This is a genomic window from Kitasatospora sp. NPDC048296, assembly GCF_043201815.1.
In the GTDB taxonomy this organism is placed as follows: Bacteria; Actinomycetota; Actinomycetes; order Streptomycetales; family Streptomycetaceae; genus Kitasatospora.
The window spans coordinates 1-4,056 of record NZ_JBICZB010000160.1 but is presented as its reverse complement, the minus strand read 5'-3'; the positions used below and the strand labels follow the sequence as shown (position 1 = coordinate 4,056).

Below are 4,056 nucleotides of genomic sequence, written 5' to 3'. Positions count from 1 at the left end.
TCGTCGTCGCCCTCAACGGCTTCGACGGGCACCAGCCGCACACCGCGGAAGAGGTCCGCGAGGCGCTCCAGCTCGGCGAGAACACCCCCGTCGTCGCGCTCGACGCCCGTCGCCGCGACAGCGCCAAGAGCGCCCTCATCACCCTCGTCGAACACGCCCTGCTCGCCCGGCTCCGCTGAGGCGGGACCGGTCCGAGAGGGAACCAACCGGCCCCGGTGACCCGTCACACTGACGGGCCGCCGGGGCGGTGACGCTTACCGGCCGGTGTCCTCCGAGGGCCCCGCGCAAGACCCGTGTATAAGCAGCGGATAACAGTTCGGTAGGCATTTTGTGATCAACAATGACGCAGCGTGGCGAAACAGCGTCGCTCAGCGCCAGATGACCACGGTTTTGCTCCGTCATGTCGCTGATTGTCCGGATTGTGCCGACGCGGGTGCCGTATCGGGGCTGTTTGTCCCCCATCCCTGCACGTGCTGAAATTCCAGCTGCCCCTGAACATCCTGCGTCGGCCCCGTCCGGTGACGGGCCAGGGCCCCGGGGGTAGCGCTGGATTGATCCATGGCCGGCAAGTCGGCCGAGAGGTAGTTGTCGAGTGAGGCGTAAGCAGCAACCCGCCCCGCAGCGGCGCTCCGAGCCCCGCCAGAGCGAGCCGAACGGTACCGCCGCGGACCAGGCCGGATTCTCCGCGTTCACTCCCACCGAGGAACGCGCCCCGGCCACTCCGGCCCCCAAGCCCCCGACATCGGCCAAGGAGCCGCACGGCAGCGCCGGTGCGCCCGCCGACGGTGGCTCCGGCCGGTACGACTTCCTCCGCCCGCGCAACTGGCGCGTGCCGACCCGCCTGATCGCGATTCTGCTGATCCCCGTGATCATCAGTCTCGTCTTCGGCGGTCTGCGTGTTAACACCTCGGTCGACGGCTACATCAAGGCGTCCCGCGCCGAGAAGACGGCCGAGCTGGCCAAGGCGGCGACCGAACTCGCCGAGGCGCTGGAGAACGAGCGCGACAAGACCCTGATACCCCTGATCACGGGGCAGGACCCGAACAACGAGGTCACCAAGCGCCGCGCCGACACCGACGCCGCGCTGAAGGCCTACAACGCCGCGTACGACGCCTCCGACAAGTCCGGCGAGCTTCCGCGCCGCCACGAGGCCTTCCAGACCCTGGTGGTCGACCTGCCGCACCTGCGGCAGGTCGCCTACAGCAAGGAGCTGTTCGCCAGCGCCACCGCCAACGCCTACTCGGCGATGTTCGCGCCGCTGCTGGCCTACGACAACTCGGTCGGCAACGGCTCCGCCAACGCCACCAGCAAGGGCCGCGCGATCTACGCGATGTCGCTGGCCAAGGCCTCCGCCTCGACCCAGCGCTCGCTGATGCTGAGCCTGCTGGCCGGAATCTCGCAGGGCGTGACGACGCGCTACGAGAACCAGGACATGACCCAGCAGATCCTGGTGTCCGAGAAGCTGGAGCAGGTCTCGCTCAGCGAGTTCACCACCGGTGGTGACCCCAACGACGTCAAGAAGTACGGGGACGCGCAGGTCGCCCTGGCCACCCAGGACCGCTCGCCGCTCAAGATGCCCAACGGCACCGCGCCCACCATGCAGGGCATGCTGGCAATCGCCGGCAACTACGCCGAGGCCGCCGCCATCGGCCAGCAGAGGGGCAAGGCCGCCGCCGACGCGGCGTTCGCCGAGGCCAAGGCCGCCGGTCTGACCCCGGAGAACTGGAACCAGGCCGCCGGCAACCACATCCAGGCCCTGCGGAACACCGAAGTCGCGCTGCTGGACGACGTCCTCACCGACTCCCGCAACCTCAAGGACAACGCGCTCTACGACGCCATCCTCAACACGGTCATCGTCGTCGCCGCACTGATCCTGGCCGGCCTGCTCACCGGCTACGTCGCCCGCTCGATGATCCTCGGCATGCGCACCCTGCGCAGCGCCGCCCTGGAGATCGCCGACCACCGTCTGCCGGACCTGGTCGAGAAGCTCTCCAAGACCGACCCCGACCGGGTCGACACCTCGGTGGCCCCGATCCCGCTGCACGGCAAGGACGAGATCGGCGAGGTCGCCCGGGCCTTCGACCAGGTCCACCAGCAGGCCGTGGCGCTCGCCGCCGAGCAGGCCCTGCTCCGAGGGAACGTCAACGCGATCTTCACCAACCTGTCGCGTCGCAGCCAGGGCCTGATCCAGCGCCAGCTGGCGCTGATCACCGACCTGGAGAACAACGAGGCCGACCCGGACCAGCTGGAGAACCTCTTCAAGCTGGACCACCTGGCCACCCGTATGCGCCGCAACGGTGAGAACCTGCTCGTCCTCGCGGGCGAGGAGGCCGGCCGCCGCTGGAACACCCCGGTCCCGCTGGTCGACGTGCTCCGCGCCGCCGCGTCCGAGGTGGAGCAGTACGAGCGCGTCGAGCTGTCCGGCATCCCGGAGGTCGAGGTCGTCGGCGCCGCCGTGACCGACCTCGTCCACCTGCTCGCCGAGCTGCTGGAGAACGCCACCTCGTTCTCCAGCCCGCAGACCCGGGTTCTGGTCAACGCGACCCGTCTGCCGGACGGCCGCGTCCTGGTCGAGATCCACGACAAGGGCATCGGCCTCACCGCGGACGACTTCGCCGAGATCAACGAGAAGCTGGCCGAGCCGCCCACGGTCGACGCCACCATCTCCCGCCGCATGGGCCTCTTCGTGGTCGGCCGGCTCTCCCAGCGGCACGACATCCGCGTCCAGCTCCGCCCGTCGGGCGAGTCGGCCGGCACCACCTCGCTGGTCATGCTCCCGCCGTTCGTCACCAAGTCCGGCCCCGCGCCGGAGCCGGAGGAGCAGTTCACCGTCTCCCGGATCTTCGCCGACCAGGAGCCGACCGCCGAGTGGGCCCCCGAGGGCCGCTCCCGCAGCGCCGCCGAGCTGGGCTTCGACGACCACCTCACCGGCCTCGGCCACGCCGGCTCCTCCGGCTTCAGCCCGGCCCTGGAGTCCGTCCAGCGCTCCCAGCGCCTCGACCAGGTCCGCCGCGCGGCCCTGGAGGGCGGCCCGCAGCCGCCGGTGGTGGACGCCGAGGTCGAGGAGGACTACGACCAGGGCTACGACCAGTACGCCCCGCAGGGCTACGACCAGGGCGGCTACGCGGACGACCGGTACAGCGCCGACGACCAGTACGGCCAGTACGGCAACGACCAGGGCGGCTACCAGCAGGACGGGTACGCCCAGGACGGCTACGGCCAGTACCAGCAGCAGGGCTACGACCAGGGCGGCTACGCGGACGACCGGTACAGCGCCGACGACCAGTACGGCCAGTACGGCAACGACCAGGGCGGCTACCAGCAGGACGGGTACGCCCAGGACGGCTACGGCCGCCGGGCCGACGAGGCCCCGACCGGCCACCCGTACACCCCGGAGCCGCCCGCCCTGCCCGCCGCCGGCCCCGCCACCACCCTGCCGTCCGGGCTGCCCCAGCGCCGCCCCGGCCAGCAGCTGGCGGGCGGCGGCCTGGGCAGCGCCCCGGCCGGCGCCATCCCGTCCGGCGAGAGCCCCAACTGGTTCGCCGGCGCCAAGGACACCTCGTCGTCCGCCGAATCGCGCGGCCACGACGTGTCCTCGCTCGGCGGTTACGGCCCGACCGGCCCGACCACCAGCTCCGCCTGGCAGTCGCCGAACGACGGCAACTGGCAGCGCGCCGAGCAGCTGCGCGAGCCCTCGTCCTCCGGCACCACCGGGGCCGGCCTGCCCCGGCGCGTGCCGAAGCAGAACCTGGTGCCCGGCAACGCCAAGCCCACCCCGCAGGAAGGGCCGCAGGTCTCCCGCAGCCCCGAGGAGGTCCGTGGCCGCCTCACCAACCTGCGCCGCGGTGTGGAGCAGGGCCGCAGCGCCGGCAACACCGGAAGCTTCCGGATCGACCCCGATCAGGTAGACCAGTCCGGCAACGGACAGAACCGGAGCACCGATCTCTTCGGCGGCTCGAACCACCAGGAGCGTTGAGTTGACTCAGATGAGCCAGGCCGCACAGAACCTGAACTGGCTGATCACCAATTTCGTGGACAACACCCCCGGGGTGTCCC

The 4,056-nt window shown here is 70.9% G+C and carries 1 protein-coding gene and 2 pseudogenes; all 3 read left to right on the top strand.

Features of this window, described 5'->3' with window-relative positions:
* Positions 1-179, top strand: a pseudogene (locus tag ACGF12_RS38020) (ATP-binding protein); the annotation flags it as partial.
* Positions 180-592: 413 nt separating this feature from the next.
* Positions 593-3,976 (top strand): nitrate- and nitrite sensing domain-containing protein, encoded by a 3,384-nt coding sequence (locus tag ACGF12_RS38015; protein WP_393041066.1) that lies wholly within the window; start codon positions 593-595, stop codon positions 3,974-3,976.
* A gap of 10 nt (positions 3,977-3,986) precedes the next feature.
* Positions 3,987-4,056 (top strand): annotated as a pseudogene (locus ACGF12_RS38010) (roadblock/LC7 domain-containing protein); the annotation flags it as partial.